This window comes from Pedobacter sp. KBS0701 (genome assembly GCF_005938645.2).
Taxonomy (GTDB): domain Bacteria; phylum Bacteroidota; class Bacteroidia; order Sphingobacteriales; family Sphingobacteriaceae; genus Pedobacter.
On the sequence record NZ_CP042171.1, the window covers coordinates 3,120,822 to 3,135,911 of the forward strand.

The 15,090-nt window shown below is 36.7% G+C and carries 14 protein-coding genes; 5 read left to right on the top strand and 9 right to left on the bottom strand.

Features of this window, described 5'->3' with window-relative positions:
• Window positions 1-16: 16 nt before the first annotated feature.
• Window positions 17-781, bottom strand: coding sequence for a LiaF domain-containing protein (locus FFJ24_RS12625; RefSeq protein WP_138821826.1), 765 nt, complete (start codon window positions 779-781; stop codon window positions 17-19).
• Window positions 782-913: 132 nt separating this feature from the next.
• Here FFJ24_RS12625 and FFJ24_RS12630 point away from each other — a divergent pair, with 132 nt between their 5' ends.
• Entirely contained in the window at window positions 914-1,786 is an 873-nt protein-coding gene (locus tag FFJ24_RS12630) for a ChaN family lipoprotein (RefSeq protein ID WP_138821827.1), read from the top strand.
• Window positions 1,787-2,035: 249 nt separating this feature from the next.
• On the opposite strand, the gene mscL is transcribed toward FFJ24_RS12630, so the two are convergent.
• Complete coding sequence (gene mscL, locus FFJ24_RS12635) at window positions 2,036-2,485, bottom strand: large conductance mechanosensitive channel protein MscL (RefSeq protein ID WP_138821828.1); 450 nt, start codon at window positions 2,483-2,485, stop codon at window positions 2,036-2,038.
• Between the two features lie 166 nt (window positions 2,486-2,651).
• Here mscL and rpoN point away from each other — a divergent pair, with 166 nt between their 5' ends.
• A complete protein-coding gene (gene rpoN / locus FFJ24_RS12640; RefSeq protein WP_138821829.1) occupies window positions 2,652-4,124 on the top strand; it encodes an RNA polymerase factor sigma-54 in 1,473 nt (490 codons plus the stop codon).
• Between the two features lie 423 nt (window positions 4,125-4,547).
• Here the strand turns inward: rpoN and FFJ24_RS12645 are convergent, their stop codons facing one another.
• The 5 genes from FFJ24_RS12645 to FFJ24_RS12665 form a co-directional block, all read right to left on the bottom strand.
• A complete protein-coding gene (locus tag FFJ24_RS12645; protein WP_138821830.1) occupies window positions 4,548-5,558 on the bottom strand; it encodes a type IX secretion system membrane protein PorP/SprF in 1,011 nt (336 codons plus the stop codon).
• Between the two features lies 1 nt (window position 5,559).
• The gene (locus FFJ24_RS12650; RefSeq protein WP_138821831.1) at window positions 5,560-9,042 is read right to left on the bottom strand and encodes a PKD domain-containing protein; all 3,483 of its coding nucleotides are present in this window, start codon (window positions 9,040-9,042) and stop codon (window positions 5,560-5,562) included.
• 257 nt (window positions 9,043-9,299) lie between these two features.
• Entirely contained in the window at window positions 9,300-9,512 is a 213-nt protein-coding gene (locus FFJ24_RS12655) for a hypothetical protein (protein ID WP_138821832.1), read from the bottom strand.
• A 59-nt stretch (window positions 9,513-9,571) separates the two neighbouring features.
• Window positions 9,572-9,712 (bottom strand): twin-arginine translocase TatA/TatE family subunit, encoded by a 141-nt coding sequence (locus FFJ24_RS12660; protein WP_084153034.1) that lies wholly within the window; start codon window positions 9,710-9,712, stop codon window positions 9,572-9,574.
• Between the two features lie 190 nt (window positions 9,713-9,902).
• Window positions 9,903-10,757: an HD domain-containing protein gene (locus tag FFJ24_RS12665; protein WP_138821833.1), complete on the bottom strand. Its 855-nt coding sequence runs from the start codon at window positions 10,755-10,757 to the stop codon at window positions 9,903-9,905.
• Window positions 10,758-10,983: 226 nt separating this feature from the next.
• Here FFJ24_RS12665 and FFJ24_RS12670 point away from each other — a divergent pair, with 226 nt between their 5' ends.
• Both FFJ24_RS12670 and FFJ24_RS12675 read left to right on the top strand, forming a co-directional pair.
• Window positions 10,984-11,637, top strand: a complete 654-nt coding sequence (locus FFJ24_RS12670; protein ID WP_138821834.1) for a TetR family transcriptional regulator C-terminal domain-containing protein — start codon at window positions 10,984-10,986, stop codon at window positions 11,635-11,637.
• A gap of 7 nt (window positions 11,638-11,644) precedes the next feature.
• Complete coding sequence (locus tag FFJ24_RS12675) at window positions 11,645-12,949, top strand: AarF/ABC1/UbiB kinase family protein (protein ID WP_138821835.1); 1,305 nt, start codon at window positions 11,645-11,647, stop codon at window positions 12,947-12,949.
• Window positions 12,950-12,996: 47 nt separating this feature from the next.
• On the opposite strand, the gene FFJ24_RS12680 is transcribed toward FFJ24_RS12675, so the two are convergent.
• Window positions 12,997-13,548 carry a hypothetical protein gene (locus tag FFJ24_RS12680; RefSeq protein WP_138821836.1) on the bottom strand — a complete coding sequence of 184 codons (552 nt, stop codon included), beginning with the start codon at window positions 13,546-13,548 and terminating at the stop codon, window positions 12,997-12,999.
• A gap of 271 nt (window positions 13,549-13,819) precedes the next feature.
• Window positions 13,820-14,176 (bottom strand): two-component system response regulator, encoded by a 357-nt coding sequence (locus tag FFJ24_RS12685; RefSeq protein ID WP_138821837.1) that lies wholly within the window; start codon window positions 14,174-14,176, stop codon window positions 13,820-13,822.
• 268 nt (window positions 14,177-14,444) lie between these two features.
• Between FFJ24_RS12685 and FFJ24_RS12690 the strand changes: the two genes are divergently transcribed.
• Window positions 14,445-15,047 carry a GIN domain-containing protein gene (locus FFJ24_RS12690; protein WP_138821838.1) on the top strand — a complete coding sequence of 201 codons (603 nt, stop codon included), beginning with the start codon at window positions 14,445-14,447 and terminating at the stop codon, window positions 15,045-15,047.
• Window positions 15,048-15,090: the final 43 nt, after the last annotated feature.

The window sequence follows — 15,090 nt, forward strand, 5'->3', positions numbered from 1 at the left end:
TGTTTATAATAAATGTTTAGAAACTTTTAATTTCAATCCCGCCAAATAAAGCCGTTCCATCTAAAACCAATGTTTTTTTCAGCTCTGCTACCGGCATCACATGTGATCTTTTATCTTCAACGCTACCAAATAATGCCGTTACGTTCGATTTTATTGCCCAGTTTTGTGGTACAATTAATTTAATTCCTCCAAAAACTGCCGTTACATCAAGCGATACTGTTTCAGGAAAATCAGCCTGGGTCATTACAATATCGGCACCGCCAAAAACGGCCGTAATATCGCCACCCTGAAAGTTTTTAGTGTAAACAGTTTGATGGCTACCACCAAAAACAGCCATTACATCAATAATATCGTTATTATTTGCAGCGTTTTTATCGCCTCCTGCTTCAAAATTAAAATCGGCCTTGTGCTTATTTTTAGGTTTTTTCTTAAAAACCGACGCATCTTTCGGTCTGAAGATTAAAAAACCACCCACTATCACCAAACCAATACCTAATGCATATTTAGACAGGTCGAGATCCAGCCCGGGTATGCGAATTAAGGTATTGTATGCGCCGATCAAAATCAAGATCAGCCAGGCTATTCCCTTAAAGTTACGACGAACGCCGATAAATACACCAAGTAAAATTAAAAAATTAGACCAGCTGAATATCCACCCCGGAATCGCTAATCCCATATTGTTCAATAGAAATGCAAATCCGATGATGACTATGATGAAACCGCTCCAAACCCTTCCTGAGTTTTTAAGCTGGTTGTTATCGTTATTATTAATATTTTCCATTTGTGCTCGTATTTAATCATCCAAAAATATTGATAAACATCAGATCATAGTATATACAACATGTAAGAACTCTGTAAAAGACGGTAAGTGCCCTTATTTTATCGGTGAAAATTATTTTGTTATTTTGATGGCATGAAATTTCTCCTGCTAATGTTCGGTCTTGCTATTTCTACCTGCTTATATGCTCAGGAAATAAGCAGTCATTATAAGATCTACGATGTAAAAAAACAAAAATCGATATCAACAGACGATATTGTTGCTGATATGGAGCAGGCAGATGTTTTATTTTTTGGCGAAGACCATAACGATTCTGTAGGGCACTACCTCGAAGCAACGCTCTTCAGAAAACTCCATTCAAAATATCCATTAAAAACGGCGCTATCTTTAGAAATGTTCCATACTGATGTACAACCTGAATTAGACGAATACCTGGCAGGGTTAATATCAGAAAAAAATTTTATCAAAGAAAGCAGGGCCTGGGGAAATTATAAAGATTACAGACCTTTAATCGAGTATGCCAAACAAAACAGGTTAAAAGTTATTGCTTCAAATGCGGCAACACGTTACAGTAATGCGGTTACACTAGGCGGACTTAAGGTTTTAGAAAATTTCCCAAAAACATCATTCAATTTTTTACCTCCCTTGCCTATTGATACGGCTCAGGGCAGATATTATGAAAAATTTACGGAAACTTTGGGTGGACACCTTATGGGCCCGATGAAAATTTATCAGACTCAAAATTTGTGGGATGCGACCATGGCCTGGTCTATCAATAAGTTTATTAAGGCAAACAGGGGCATAAAGGTTTTTCAACTTAACGGGCGTTTTCATAGCGATGAAAAACTGGGGACGCTGGCAAAACTCAAACAATTAAATCCAAAATTAAAAATCCTAAATATTTCGTCGTTTTCTGATGAAAGCTTTATCAAGCCCGATTGGGAGAAATTTAAATATCTTGGTGATTATATCATTCTTACAGATCCAAAGGTAAAAAGGAGTTATTAATCTGAATCAGTTAAAAGATGTTCAGCAGATATTTATTACTCGGTTCGTCACCCTGATCCATAGCTAGCGGATTCATTTCAGGGTCTGTTTTGCAGGAAGATAAAAAATGCTGACCACGCAGTAGCTACAAGACAATTGAAAACAATAGTTATACTTTTAAAATAAATTAAGCACAACGAAAGTGCCTGAAAAAGAACCTATTAAAACAAAAAAGCTCCGTAGCCAGAACCAGTTTGCGGAGCTTTGGTTTTATGCTTTTGCTTTTAGTAAATCTCTGATTTCAGTTAAAAGCACTTCTTCTTTTGTAGGCACAGGTGGTGCAGCAACTGCTACGGCTTCTTCCTTCTTTTTCATTCTGTTAATTGCCTTAACCATAATAAAAACAATTAATGCCAACAGTAAGAAGTTTATCGCAACCGTAATAAAATTACCATATGCAAATATAGCAGCATCCGGAGCAGCTTTTTTGGCATCTGCCAACGATGCTCCCTCCGGGATAAGTTCCGATCCTTTACCCATTGCAAAGTAAATGCTGCTGAAATCTGGTTTACCCGCCATAGCAGCAACTACAGGCATTATTAAGTCTTCAATTACACTGGTCACAATCTTACCGAAAGCTCCGCCAATAATAACTCCAACTGCTAAATCGAAAGCATTGCCCTTAATGGCAAACTCTTTAAATTCTTTTACAAATCCCATACGCTGTCTGTGTAGTTCTATTTATTTACTAAAATAGCAAACATTAAACTCAATGCAAATGTTTAGCAAATAATTTTAAAACCAAACATATCGATAGCATTTAGATCAAATCAGCATAATATCTGAAATCTATTGTTTATTTTTGCCCTATTCTTTTTTATTTACTATGCTAAAACAACACCTACAACAAAAATTATTACAAAAGTTATCACCACAACAAATACAGTTTATTAAATTGTTGCAGGTACCAACCGTTGCTTTAGATACCCGTGTAAAAGAAGAACTCGAAGAAAACCCTGCGCTTGAAGATCCAAGCTTAATGACTCAGGATGAGCCAAAGAGCGAATATGATGATTTAAATGATGGGCCTGAAGATTACGAACAACCATCAGAAGATACCAGCATGGATGAATTTAATGTAGATGATTATTTACAGGATGATTCGACCAACGATTACAGCACCAACTACAATAATGGCGACGATGATGAAGAGAAAAAAGAAACGCCAATTGCCATAGAAAGTACATTTTTTGAAAGTTTACAAGAGCAATTGGACCTTATTCCCCTATCCGATCAGGATTTCATTATTGGCAAACAGATTATCGGCAGTTTAGATGATGATGGTTATTTACGCCGTCCCCTGGGCTCCATGATCGATGATCTTGCTTTTTCCCAGAATGTTATGGTTGAGGAAGAGGATGTATTGGAAATGTTAAAACTGATCCAAAGCTTCGATCCTCCGGGCATTGGCGCAAGAGATCTGAAAGAATGTTTATTGATCCAGTTAAAAAGAAAAGACCCGAACAATCCCATTATAGTTAAAGCAATGAATGTTGTAGAAAACTATCTGGATGAGTTTACACGTAAACACTACGATAAATTAGAAAAAAGTTTAGGCCTGGATAGCGAAGAGCTTAAAGAGGTGGTAAATGAAATTTTACGTTTAAATCCGAAACCAGGTGATGCCAATCAGGTTACAACCAAACAAATGCAGATTATTCCTGATTTCCACATCAGCAATAACGACGGCGTATTGATTTTAACATTAAATTCGAAAAATGCTCCTGAATTAAAGGTAAGCAGATCTTACCAGGAAATGTTTGAGCATTATGACAAAGCTGCATCCAAAGATAAAAAGCTAAAAGAGGCTGTTCAGTTTGTGAAACAAAAATTAGATTCTGCCCGATGGTTTATAGATGCGATTAAACAAAGACAACAAACTTTGTTAAAAACCATGAATGCCATTATGCACTATCAATATGAATATTTTTTAACGGCCGATGAGCGTAAAATGCGCCCGATGATCTTAAAAGATATCGCAGATAAAATCGATATGGATATCTCAACCGTATCAAGGGTCGCAAACTCTAAATATGTACAAACCGAATTTGGCACGTTCCTGTTAAAATCTTTCTTCTCAGAAGCTATACAGACCGAAAACGGTGAAGAAGTTTCGAATAAAGAGGTTAAAAAAATATTAGAAGACTGTATTGGCAACGAAGATAAACGCAAACCTTTGGCTGATGAAAAATTAACCGAAATTTTAAAAGAAAGAGGTTATAACATTGCCAGAAGAACGGTTGCGAAATATCGTGAACAAATGAATATTCCGGTAGCCAGGCTTAGGAAAGAACTTTAGTTCAGTTGGCAGTTTTCAGTTAACAGTTTTCAGTTGGCAGTTATTTATTTAAAGTATAGGATTTATTGCGAGCAAACCGTGTTGCGCTCCAAATGTAAATGGTGTATTTATTGTGATTGGGAAATGAGCAGTTCTGTGTGCCTGGCAGCTTAAGCCCCAACTTTCAATTCCAGGTCCGACCCTTTGAATCGGGATTTCTCGATTACGGGCTTTGCATTGCAATCGGGTTTGAGCACAAAGTTTGTGCACCCTGCAAACCCCGAAAAATGAAAACTGCCCGGGCCATTTAGCCCCGGCTGGAGTGTTACCCTGCAGGGACGAGGTACGAGGAAGCGAAGCGTAAAAACGGAAGACGGGAGGACATTCCCTATTTTATTCAGGCTTTGCGCTCCAATCGATAAGATATATCTGAATACCGATATATTACCACATTTTAATATAAGATGGCACTTTGTAGATGTTATTCAGTAATAAACCCAACACAATTTCGTGGCTGCCGTTGCTTACCTGGTTTAACTGCGAAGTGGTAAAATCGTAAGAATAAGTCAGGTTAACCATTTTCCCAATATTGAAACCTGCCATTGCAGCAAAAGAATCGTCTTTACGATAGCTCCCACCTAACCAGATTTTATCTTTAAAAGCCAGTTTCAGGTTTACATCAACAGATACAGGTGCAGGTGATACATATTTCACCATAATGGATGGGATGGCTGCTATTTCATCGTCGACAAAAAACTTATATCCTGCAGTAGCAAAATAATGCGGCACTTCTTTACCCAGATTATAGTTATTATCGCCTGTGAAACTTAGTTTCTGAGGTAAAATTTGCTGTACCGAAACACCTGCGAACATCCTGGCACCATACAACCATAAACCTATACTCAAATCTGGCTTTACCTGATTAATCAACGCCCTGTTCATTACAGGATCCGTTGGCGTATCAAAGGTAAGTGCATTTACATCTAACGAGATACTCGAAATACCTGCAGCTACCCCAGCCGATAAATTAAAATTATTACTCAACTGCAAATGATAAGCATAGGTAACATTGGCATCCAGTCTTTTTATCGGACCAGTTTTATCCAAAACAGCGGTTAGCCCCATTCCATGGTGAGATGGCGACGACATGTAGTTTTGCATGTAATTCCGGTCCATCGGATTCCCTGTTTGCTCCGGAAAAGAGGTTAGTACATTACTCCATAGCTGATTATCGCCCAGTGCCCAGTTTGCCGACACAAATGAAGTTTGAGGTGCGTCGGTAATACCCGACCATTGTTTACGGTAACCGGCTTTAAAATCGAGGTAATTTTCAATTCCGGACAGTGCAGGATTTAACAGGTATTGGTTAAAAATGTATTGCGTATACTGCGGCTTTTGCTGTGCAAATAAGTTAAATGTTGCAAAAAGTGCAAATATGATGATGAGTTTTTTCAATTTATCTGATTATGGTGAGCGGTCCGGTTATTGCTTTTCTTCCGTTACCCGGCCTAATGATATAGTAATAAACGCCGACCGGAAGAGGTTCATTCTGATAGTTACCATCAAAAGGTATTTTATATCCATTGCTAAAAAACACTTTATTTCCATTTCGGTTAAAAACTTCAACTGTAGCATTTGGATATGATTCTAAATATTTGATAATCCAGGTATCATTTACGTTGTCACCATTTGGTGTAAAGCTATTGGGTGGATTAATAGCCTGTAAAACTTTAATGAATACTTTTGTGGTTGTTGTACAACCCTCTGGCTGTGTTGTAGCCCTGAGTGTATATTCTGTGTCCTGATCTGGTGAGGCAATCGGATTCAATACATCTGTTTTGTTCAAACCAATCGACGGAGACCATTCATATTTTAAATTGGCACCTTCAGCTGTTGCAGGGATCTCGATCTGTTCACCAGCCAAAATATAAATCAATGAACCTGCATTGGCCACTGGCGATTTGTAGACTACAATGGTTTTACTAACTGAAGAAGAACAATCGTTATCGCCTTTAAAAGTATAGGTGATGGTATGTGATCCAACTCCTGCAATTTTAGGATTAAAGGTTCCGTCGGCCTTTACGCCATCTCCAGCATATTCACCAGCACCTCCGGTCACTTCTTCCCCAGCTTTTTGCTTTCCCTGTGTGATAAGCACTGTTCCATCGGCTTCGCAAACGGCAGGTATATCATCAAACTCTAATTGCGGAACCGGTTTTAAGATAACTGGTTTCTCTACTTTCTCTAAACATCTTTCACCTGAATAAGCCACCAACTTAATATTAAAACTGCGATCAGTGATACCGCCAAAAGTATTGTACTGGATCTCTATATTACTATCATCAGGATAAGGAATGGTTTTATAAATGCTGGTTTCATTCGGATAATCCCTATAAATTTCAATTTTCGTAATCCTGCCTGCAAAAGTAGTTGATGTATTTTTTATGATAATCTTATCGCTCACACAAACATTATCTTTTATGATATCAAAATCAGCAGTTTTAACCGCCCCGTTAATGGTGAAGGTAAGTGTTTTTGACATTTCACAATCACCTCCATTTTTAACAATTAAAGCCACGGTATAATCACCAGTAACAGTAGGCGAAAAAGAACCATCAAAATCAGTTGAGGTTCCTACTATATTATTATCAAAAGTAAAGGTCCAATGAGCACTTAAACCTGTTGTACTTCCATCTCCATTTTTGGAAGTATTTTTAAACTTAGCCATGCCATCGTTAACACAGAAGTCGGGTAGCTCAAATCCGGCTGAGGGAGGATTGATAATCGTTATAGGCTTTGGTAATGAGTTAACACAACCTTTGTCGCTTTCTGTAGTTAGTGTAACAGTGTAAAGGCCTGCGGTATTGTATTGATGAGTGGGATGCTGTTCGTTAGAAGGAGCACTTCCATCGCCAAAATCCCAGGTCCATTTCACTATTTTGCCTGCACCTTCTATCCTTGATTTATCAGTAAAAACAGTTGGTTTATTTGTACAGAATTCAGTCGCAACAAAATCTGCAAACGGGGTAGGATTTATCGTAATTTCAACTGGTTCTGATGTATTTGAACAATTCGAACCTGTAGTAACCGTTAATCTGACATTATATTTATCAGGTCTGGCGTAAGTATGCACAGGATGCTGTTCAGTAGATGGTGTACTTCCATCGCCAAAATCCCACAGCCATTTCGTTACTGCAAAGTCTTCAGCATTAGAAATGCTTAAATCATTAAATTTAGTATCCATACGTGAACAGCCAATTACAGGATCAAACTTTGCTGTGGGCAGATCGTAAATATTAAAAGTATAATTTGTGGTTAAATCACCAGATACACATGATGATGTATTGGGAACATGCGCTACAATTTCTAAGCTATGCTTACCCTTTTCTGCAAAAGTTTTATTGTATGGAGATTCGTAAGTAAATATACTGGTCCCATCTGGTAAAGTTTTCGTTTCCAGTAAATGCGTTGGCTCCTGATGAATTACAGCTTCATTATCCAGCGACCAATTAATGTATTCGGGTTTGTAAGGAAGTGAAATCTTAATATTATAATTTTCTCCAACGCATCCATTTTGTCCTTCTTCGTTTTTTGCGGTGTTAAATACGGTAAGATAGTTGTTGGAAGACAGATTTGTACCGGCAGAATAAGCATAGGATTCATGATCACCAAAACCGTAAGCCACAGCGTTAAAGCCATCACCGGCAGTTAATGTTATGCTTTCATCGTTAACCGGAATCTGCGTATAGGAGTAAATAGAATTCCCATTTAAAATGGTCCAAGCGGTATTTGGCGCCACGCCGTTATACCTAAATCCTGAGATGCTAGCTGTCTTAATTAAAACATTTACATACTTTTCTGTAATATCCTGCAAATCAGAAGAAAAAACAGTCACCCCTTTTATATTAAATTCAATCGGATTTAATATCACCATTTCCGGATCACCTGAAGTAGGGATTCCATTAGCAGAGGAACAATCTTGCGTTAAGGAATACTCAGCTACACTAATTAATTTATCAGCTGTGATAAAAGTGGAGCTGGTTAATTGTTCGCTTTCAATAGGTTCACCTTTATTAACAATATATGTAGTCCCATTATAAGTTACCCTTGTATTATCTTCTTGTGCAAGAATCCGTAAAATATATTTTCTATTGATAAAGGGTACGACACCATAATTTTTACCCCAGCTGTTTGTGGGATAAAGTTGCTGAAATAATGGATCCTGGGAGGAACCACAAACAATTGCAATTACTGAAGAACCTGAAAATGCCGCAAAACGTTTACAAGAAGATGTTGCAGGATCTGTTTCTACAAAAGTACCGGTAAGATCTTGTGTTCCATACGCTAAGTATTCATAAACATCACCAGCTTTGTTTAAGGTGATGGGAATTTTATTGCCATTTTTTTCATGCAAAATGATATCCGTATTATCTTCTACAGCTACCAGTGTTAAAAAATTATTGCCCCCGGTGCTCTGCGAAAAATTCATAGAGTAATAGGTCTGGCCTAAAGTTTCAAATGGCAAAATTAACGAAGCAGCAGATCTCGCCGCACCATAAATATGGGTATAAACAGAAACTTTTGGCTTACCATCGGTAACCTTAACATGTATCCCTTTATTTGTTAAAACCCGATTGGCTTCCGATATTCCATCTATATAAGCATTGGCTCTTGGAACATCAAACCTCACGGCTGTATTGGCTGGAATAGTCTTTGTAACAGGCACTGCATTCCCACAGGTTACAGTAACTTCAGAAGTAGATTTTGATGTTACAAAAACAGCAATATTGCCATAAGGGGTTACTCCATTAGTTGCTCTTGAGGGTACATGGGTAGGGAAAACTGTCCAAAAATCAGTTCCTTCATTAGATATATTTTGCCCGAATGTTTGGTTAAAAAACAAAGACACAAAAAAAACCAATAACCAATGCCTCTTCATTACCTATCAGCCTAATTGAAAACGTTATACATGTTGTTTGATATAGATATGCAATATACCATTAATCAAATCACAAGAAAAAACAATTATAAAGTTTTAACAATTTTAAGTGGTAAAAATCACCTTTCGTGTAATAAATCTTAAGAGTAGTGTAAAAAAATTTCACATATGAACACAATTGCTATGAAAAAATAGAAATGGTAAAGATGGATATAACTAAAAAAGCCACCTTATAAAAGCGGCTATATAATAAAAATTCAGTTATTTCCCTGGTCGGACTGATCGCCACTACCATATTTCTCTGAAAAATCTTTGGCCTTTTCATCTGCCTCATGATCACTATGCGCTTCAGGCTCCAGATTCTCATCCAAACGGTCGTTCCAGTTATTGAGTCCTTTATCAGGATTTTCAGCATTTTTTTCAGTAAAATCTGATTTTGATTTGGCCAGGTCTTGTTTTTGATTTTCCATTATTTGGTATTTATTTTAATTAAAACAGTGCCTGTAAAAGAATGTTTCACTAATAAGAATTATTTAACTGGCGGCTCATTTTTGGCATCCTTAAATTCTTTTACACTCTTCCCTATTCCCCTCATTAGTTCGGGAAGTTTCTTACCACCAAAAATAAGCAGGATAACCACGCCGATTAAAATAATTTCTATTGCAGACATATCGTTATATTTTCCCCAATATACGTGATTTATTTTGAACCGGATTGTTTGATTTCTTTATTGGTCTTTGTTTTCCATAGTACCTGGCATAGCCTCCAAATTAAATTAATTATACAAGAAAGATCCTGAAACAAGTTCAGGATGACGAAAACGAAGAAAATAATCGACGCTTAACACCAACCCCTAAAAACTAAACCAACAAAGCATTCAATGTTCTTTTTTTAATATTTGGTACCGCTCCATGGCGCATAAATTCGGCTAAACCTTTTAATTGTTTGATCGACTTGATGGCTTCATAACCTTCATATGATGTTCTGATTTTGTTCAGCAGCATGGTATCTGTTTTAAACAGATCACTTTCAACCAATATTCCTTTATTCAAAAATTTTTTGATCAGTTCGGCCATTTTGCCATTAGCATATAAATGAAGGGGCAATTTAAAAACCTCATTATTCAGCTTCTCAAAAGCTTCATTAATCCATGCTACTTCAGTTTGTGCATTCACCGCTATTTTCCCATCATTCAAAACAACTGAAGTCAAAAATTCGCGTGCACGCTGGCGGGAAATTACCCCACCATGAACTCCATCCCGTAAAGTATAATCCAAACGATCGGCACAGAGCGCTGGCAAGGGCTGTTCTAAAATATCAAAGGTGCCATACAGAATCTGGTTAACATTATATCCATATTTCAACAGTACATCAGGCACTTCAGATTTACATAAAACCTCGGCAAAAATCTTTTCATGATAATCTTCGTCCAAATTGTCGAATACATAATCACCCACATGAGAAAAGGCAGTATGCGAAATATCGTGTAGCAAGCCAGCAATTTGCTCCAGTTCCGAACCACCAAGCATCCTGATCAGCATGGTCACTCCGATAGCATGCTCCAGCCGTGAATGGCAGATATCCGGATTGACCAAAAATATAGCACCGCTTTGGTGAACCCCACCTAATCTTTTTAAAGCGTCAGTATTTAACAGATCGGAAAATACCATTGGCAGTTCCATTTTGCCATATAAAAAATCGTTTACCTGGATCATATTACTGTGCTTTAATTAAAAGGAATAATCAGCAGCAAAAATACTAAATATATTAGCTTTATCATAAAAAATTATCAACATTAAAATTTTATAAAACTAAAATTATTAGTCTAAAAACCAACTTTCAAATATTTTGAAAGCTATTATTACAATTTCGTGATCAACAAAAAAACAGCAGTAAAAACAACCCGATTAATTAAACGTTATAATTGTAAAAAATAGCGATATGGCAACTGCTGAACAAATTAGAAAAGGGTATTTAGATTATGTTTTAACGAACAATGAAAAGCCTAAATCGGTTTACATTTTTGCAAAAAAAATTAAAATTACCGAAGCCGATTTTTATCAGTTTTTCTCTTCTTTCGAAAGCATTGAGAAAACAATCTGGTTTGAACTCACTTTCGAAACCATTACTAAAATCAAAGAGCAGGAAGTTTGGCTCCAGTATACGGCCAGAGAAAAAATGCTTTCATTCTTTTACAGTTATCTTGAAAATCTGAAGAATGAACGCAGTTTTGTGATTTATAGTTTAAAAAATCACCGGGGTAAATTTTCTACCCCTGATGTACTGGCTGGCGTAAAGCCTGTTTTCGAGAACTTCGCACAAGAAATTATTGAAGAGGGTTTAGATAGTGGAGAACTTGCTGAGCGCCGCTTTTTAAGCAAAAGATATAAGGATGCCTTATGGATCCAGTTTGCCTTTATTCTTAATTTCTGGATCAACGATGATAGTGAAGCTTTCGAAAAAAGCGATGAAGCCATAGAAAAAGGCATTAATGTTACTTTCGATCTCTTTCAGCATTCGCCAATTGATAATTTATTGGAATACGGGAAGTTTTTATCCAGGAATGGAAAATTTGCAGAAAAGATGAGGTTTTAAACACCAGATGAAGACACAAAAAAGTATTCCAACTACAAAGGTAGAGCGTTCGGCAAAATTTGTTAAAACAGGTATTCAGATCGGAGGTAATTACATTAAACATTATTCGAAAAAACTGTTTAATCCTGAAATGGACCGGGAACAGCTTAATGAGGATAATGCAACCGACATTTATAAATCACTGAGCGAACTAAAAGGCAGCGCCTTAAAAATTGCACAAATGCTGAGCATGGATAAAAATATCCTGCCTAAATCGTATGTTGATAAATTTAGCCAGTCGCAATACAATGCTCCCCCCCTCTCAGGTCCGTTAATTGTGCGTACTTTCACCAAAAATTTCGGTAAAACACCAGAAAACATTTTCGATAGTTTTAACTTAAATTCCAGCAATGCAGCTTCTATCGGGCAAGTACACCAGGCCATGCTTAATGGCAAAAAATTAGCCATCAAAATTCAATATCCAGGCGTGGGCGATAGTATTTCGTCTGATTTAAAACTGGTAAAACCTTTTGCATTCCGTTTACTGGGCATGTCTGAAAGAGAATTGAACATCTATATCAAAGAAGTTGAAGAACGTTTGCTCGAAGAAACGGATTACGAACTGGAAGTTAAACGTTCTATGGAATTTTCTGAAGCCTGTAAAAACCTTGATCATGTGGTTTTCCCGAAATATTATCCCGAACTATCTGGTAAACGTATCATCACGATGGATTGGATTGATGGGCAGCACTTAAAGGAATTTTTGCAAACCAATCCGTCTCAGCAACTTCGGAATAAAATCGGTCAGGCTTTATGGGATTTCTACAACTTTCAGCAACACGAACTGAGGGCTGTACATGCAGATCCACATCCGGGGAATTTTATGATCACTCCAGATGAAAATTTAGGCGTAATTGATTTTGGCTGTATTAAAGAAATGCCAGATGACTTTTATTACCCTTTTTTTTCCTTAATTTCTACTGATGTCATCAATGATAAAAATAAAACGATCGATGCTTTTAAAAAACTGGATATGATCCACGCAGACGATTCTGCTGAGCAGGTTGAATTTTATTATAAATCATATAGGGAAATGATCAGTCTCTTTGCCAAACCTTATATCAGTAAATCTTTTGATTTTAGTAAGCCTGATTTTTTTGAGCAGCTGTACGCATACGGTGAAAAGATTTCTAAAATGCCAGAATTTAAACAGGCCCGTGGGGTAAAACATTTTATTTATGTTAACCGGACTAATTTTGGGTTATACCAGATTTTGCACGAGTTACAGGCTACTGTACATACGGATACCTATAAACCCACTTTAGAAAGATAAAAGGAGATTAATATGGTTGCACTAAACCGGTAGCTATTTGGAATGGATTAATTACATAATGCTCCGGCAAAATCTTTTGATGTATAAGCTTCAAATATGCTGCCTGCAGTTCCGATAGACTCACTGGCTTTTGAATCCGATTTTACAGTCTTCGCTCCTTCCATTGTTTTTAAAGGAATGCCATCTTTAACGTAAAACCGGTATTCTGTTTTGGTAACCTTGCCAATGGCAGGTCCGCCAATAATGGTCTCAAAACAAAAAATAACTTTACCCGATCGGTAATAGTATTCATTTACCCAGCTCCCATCACCTATTGAACCTGATTCTACGATTTTAACGATGGCTTTTCCGTCAAAATAGTAATTCACTACGCCGTCCTCCGTACAACCGGCAGATTCATAAGTGTAGTGTTCCTTTTTTAACGGCTTTGAATTGATTTTCTGCACATCCTGTCGAATTGCTAAAATTGCCTGGTCGACCATTTGTTTGTTCGATGTTACATTTTGTTGCAATGGCGCAGGTTTCGTTACCTGGGCAAACGCCGCATTTGTTAAACCAAAAGACAGGGAAAATAGAAGGACAGTTTTGCAAAAGGTCATAGGTATATTTATTGTTTAAGTAAACACGTCATGAGGACTAAACAATCCATCTGCCATTCGGTTTATTGTTGTGGTAACTTTTATAACCTAAGGTGCAATATGTTTATAATTAATAATTGCAGGAGACTTTTATTTAGATCCGTAATTTTGAGCGCAGTCGGGAAATCAATAAATTAAATCCGGTAAAATGCTTTTGTAGATTTCTCCTTTCCATTGCACTCCATCCGATAGCTATCGGATCGAAAAGGACGATTATACTATTAAATAAACGCTAAGTATTTTTCTTTACCACATCAACCATGTGATCGATATCAAATGGTTTTTCAATATAATCATCGGCTTTGCAATCTTCTGCCTGTTGCGGTAAGTTATTGGATGTTGAGGTGAGCACGGCCGGTAGGTCTTGCGTTTCAGGGTCAGATTTAAGTTCTTTAATCACCTGCGACCCTTTCTTTTTGCCTTTGATGTGATCATCCACAATCACTACATCGGGCTCAATTTCATCTATTTTATCTATAGGATCGGTTGTTAAAGATGCGGTAACATCAAAGCCCTCTTCTTCCAATACCTGGTCCATTATATCAAGGATATCTTTATTATCCTGAACAAGTACAACCTTTTTCTTCATAAATAAACAGACTAAATTCTCATTAAAGATAAAAAAAAAGAGCAATCCAAAAATGGATCTTAAATTATTTTACAAATGCTTGGTAAAGTTTCAGGTTTTCGTCTTGGATTAATGCCTGTTCGTCGAGTATTACGTATCGATTGTATAAAAATGCAATATGGCCTGCAACGTTTTTCATTTCACCGCGTCTTATCATCAAAACAAAAACAAAAATACTTAAACATTTAAATAACAATTAATTAACATTTAATTATTAAATAAAAATATTATGAAAACCGCTATCAAAACGCTAATCGCAACTTCATTAACAGCAATTGTTTTATCATCTGCTGTATTTACCACAAGGGTTTCTGCAATAGAAAAAGAACCAGATGCCATTATAAAAATATCGGCCTTTAGAAGAATTTCAGTGGCAGGAAATGTAGAAGTAACCATTATCCAAAGAAGTAATGCCGGTATTTTTTATAGTGATGATAACATAGGAACAGCAAAAGTGATGCAAATGGGGGATAATTTAAAAATCACTTCAACCAGTACTGAAAAAGCAAAATTAACCGTTTATGTAAATGATTTTTTCAGGATTGAAGCATCAGAAAATGCCATTGTTAAAACTGAAGGAAAACTAAACACCAAATATCTTCAGATCTTTTTAAAAGGAAATGCTCATGCAGATATCAATACCAGCTCAGAAGGTTTATATACTGTGATTTCAGATTATGCAGATTTAAAATTAAGCGGCTCTACTGATATCCATACTTTGGTAATGGGTAAATCACAAAAGTTAACCATCGATAAATTTGCTGCTTTAAAAACCAATATCAGTTCGATAGAAACTGATGCTGTTGAAAGAGAAATTGCTGCCATCAACTAATTATAAAACACACAAATGAAATAAGGCTTTCTGATCGGGATCA

What these genes read in the sequence shown, in the direction of transcription:
- FFJ24_RS12625 (WP_138821826.1), bottom strand. Translation starts at nt 781, where the DNA reads ATGGAAAATATTAATAATAACGATAACAACCAGCTTAAAAACTCAGGA.
- FFJ24_RS12630 (WP_138821827.1), top strand. Translation starts at nt 914, where the DNA reads ATGAAATTTCTCCTGCTAATGTTCGGTCTTGCTATTTCTACCTGCTTA.
- mscL (WP_138821828.1), bottom strand. Translation starts at nt 2,485, where the DNA reads ATGGGATTTGTAAAAGAATTTAAAGAGTTTGCCATTAAGGGCAATGCT.
- rpoN (WP_138821829.1), top strand. Translation starts at nt 2,652, where the DNA reads ATGCTAAAACAACACCTACAACAAAAATTATTACAAAAGTTATCACCA.
- FFJ24_RS12650 (WP_138821831.1), bottom strand. Translation starts at nt 9,042, where the DNA reads ATGAAGAGGCATTGGTTATTGGTTTTTTTTGTGTCTTTGTTTTTTAAC.
- FFJ24_RS12655 (WP_138821832.1), bottom strand. Translation starts at nt 9,512, where the DNA reads ATGGAAAATCAAAAACAAGACCTGGCCAAATCAAAATCAGATTTTACT.
- FFJ24_RS12660 (WP_084153034.1), bottom strand. Translation starts at nt 9,712, where the DNA reads ATGTCTGCAATAGAAATTATTTTAATCGGCGTGGTTATCCTGCTTATT.
- FFJ24_RS12665 (WP_138821833.1), bottom strand. Translation starts at nt 10,757, where the DNA reads ATGATCCAGGTAAACGATTTTTTATATGGCAAAATGGAACTGCCAATG.
- FFJ24_RS12670 (WP_138821834.1), top strand. Translation starts at nt 10,984, where the DNA reads ATGGCAACTGCTGAACAAATTAGAAAAGGGTATTTAGATTATGTTTTA.
- FFJ24_RS12675 (WP_138821835.1), top strand. Translation starts at nt 11,645, where the DNA reads ATGAAGACACAAAAAAGTATTCCAACTACAAAGGTAGAGCGTTCGGCA.
- FFJ24_RS12680 (WP_138821836.1), bottom strand. Translation starts at nt 13,548, where the DNA reads ATGACCTTTTGCAAAACTGTCCTTCTATTTTCCCTGTCTTTTGGTTTA.
- FFJ24_RS12685 (WP_138821837.1), bottom strand. Translation starts at nt 14,176, where the DNA reads ATGAAGAAAAAGGTTGTACTTGTTCAGGATAATAAAGATATCCTTGAT.
- FFJ24_RS12690 (WP_138821838.1), top strand. Translation starts at nt 14,445, where the DNA reads ATGAAAACCGCTATCAAAACGCTAATCGCAACTTCATTAACAGCAATT.